Raw genomic sequence first — 1,579 nt, 5'->3', positions numbered from 1 at the left:
CTCCTGTCGATGCTCAGCTTTCTTTGCGGCCTTCTCTTTTACAAACCAGCAGCATCAATTCTTATCGGCATAGCCAGCCTGATCCCTACCATCACGCAGGACTCTTTTGAAAAAGGGATTGTTTTCTCTGCAGGCGCATTCGTGTCAGCAATTGTCGCCGTGCGTATTGGCATCTGGCTCTATCACCGTTCCGATAATCCACGCGAGTTAATTCCGGGGAGAAAAGACGATGGTAACGCATGAGTTTTTTTTGCTTATCACCAATGCAGTTATTTGTACTGGCATAGCAATTCGCGTTGTCACATTCCGGCGTAACGGCTCTCAACATCGAAGATGGGGAGGGTGGCTTGCTTATTTCCTTATTGTTGCTGCGGCAAGTATTCCTGTTCGTGTCGTCTATGCAATCTGGTTACGCACGCCAATGGCTGTGGATTTATCTGAGGTCATTATCAACGCTGTCATGCTTGCCGCGGTTATTAAAACACGCGGTAACGTTGTTCATATTTTCAAAATATCGAGGTCTAAACATGGAGATTAAACAATTCCAGCGAGCTGCTGGTATTAGCGAGGCGCTGGCCGCACGCTGGTTCTCGCATATAACTTCTGCGATGAAAGAGTTTGGTATCAGCAAACCCGAAGATCAGGCAATGTTTATTGCTCAGGTCGGGCATGAGTCTGGTGGCTTCAACCGGTTGCAGGAAAATTTCAACTACAGCGTCACCGGACTGGCTAACTTCGTTCGGGCTGGGCGTCTCACCCAGGGACAGGCTAACGCACTGGGCCGCCGTGCTGGTGAGCCACCATTGCCACTCGAGCGCCAGCGCGCGATCGCAAATCTGGTGTACAGCAAACGCATGGGTAACAATGCCTCTGGTGATGGCTGGAATTACCGTGGTCGCGGACTTATCCAGATTACCGGTTTGAATAACTATCGTGACTGTGGAAACGGTCTTAAGGTTGACCTGCTGGAGAGTCCTGAACTGCTGGCGCAGGACGAATACGCGGCTCGTAGCGCGGCGTGGTTCTTTGCCAGCAAAGGATGCATGAAGTATACCGGCGATATTGCACGTGTAACTCTGATTATCAATGGTGGCCGGAACGGCATCGACGACCGGCGCGCGCGGTACGTCACTGCCAGTAAGGTGCTGGCTATATGATCTGGGCATTCGTAAAAGCATATTGGAAACAGATGCTTATTGTGTTGATGCTTGCTGCTCTGTTCATCGTCGGAGTGGTTTCCTGGAATATACACGGCAGTCGCCAGTACGATGCCGGGTATGCGCAGGCGGAAGAAGACCGCAAAGCCGAAGAAGACAAAGTTCGTCAGTACTACGAACAGGAGAAAGTGGCCAATGAACGTGAAGCTCAGCAGAGGATCGACCAGGCGCGCAATGATGCTCTTGATGCTGCCGCTCGCGCTGGCCGGTTGCAGCAACAACTCTTTGCCATCCGTGAGCAGCTCAGGCAGTATAACGCCATTGTCGGCGCTGGGACGTCAGCCGCAGACACCGGAGTTTTGCTTGCCGACGTGCTCAGCAAATCTCTCGAGAGAAACAGACAACTGGCAGAGTATGCTGAC

At 51.8% G+C, this 1,579-nt stretch carries 4 protein-coding genes; all 4 read left to right on the top strand.

The window, feature by feature from the left end:
- Positions 1-243: phage holin family protein (locus tag ACWIGM_RS31325; protein WP_454029851.1), on the top strand; the 243-nt coding region annotated here is incomplete at its 5' end.
- The gene (locus ACWIGM_RS31320) at positions 230-538 is read left to right on the top strand and encodes a phage holin family protein (RefSeq protein ID WP_016245479.1); all 309 of its coding nucleotides are present in this window, start codon (positions 230-232) and stop codon (positions 536-538) included. The genes ACWIGM_RS31325 and ACWIGM_RS31320, both read left to right, overlap by 14 nt.
- Positions 528-1,157 carry a glycoside hydrolase family 19 protein gene (locus ACWIGM_RS31315; RefSeq protein WP_016245478.1) on the top strand — a complete coding sequence of 210 codons (630 nt, stop codon included), beginning with the start codon at positions 528-530 and terminating at the stop codon, positions 1,155-1,157. The genes ACWIGM_RS31320 and ACWIGM_RS31315 overlap by 11 nt, the downstream gene beginning before the upstream one ends.
- Positions 1,154-1,579 (top strand): DUF2514 domain-containing protein (locus ACWIGM_RS31310; RefSeq protein ID WP_454029850.1); only part of this gene is annotated, 426 nt, incomplete at its 3' end. The genes ACWIGM_RS31315 and ACWIGM_RS31310, both read left to right, overlap by 4 nt.

The sequence above is a fragment of the Allobosea sp. NPDC055332 genome (assembly GCF_053645455.1).
The sequence above is the reverse complement of the archived record's forward strand: the minus strand, read 5'-3'. Positions and strand labels throughout refer to the sequence as shown.

Coding starts and splice junctions, on each gene's coding strand:
- ACWIGM_RS31320 (WP_016245479.1), top strand. CDS start 230: ATGGTAACGCATGAGTTTTTTTTGCTTATCACCAATGCAGTTATTTGT.
- ACWIGM_RS31315 (WP_016245478.1), top strand. CDS start 528: ATGGAGATTAAACAATTCCAGCGAGCTGCTGGTATTAGCGAGGCGCTG.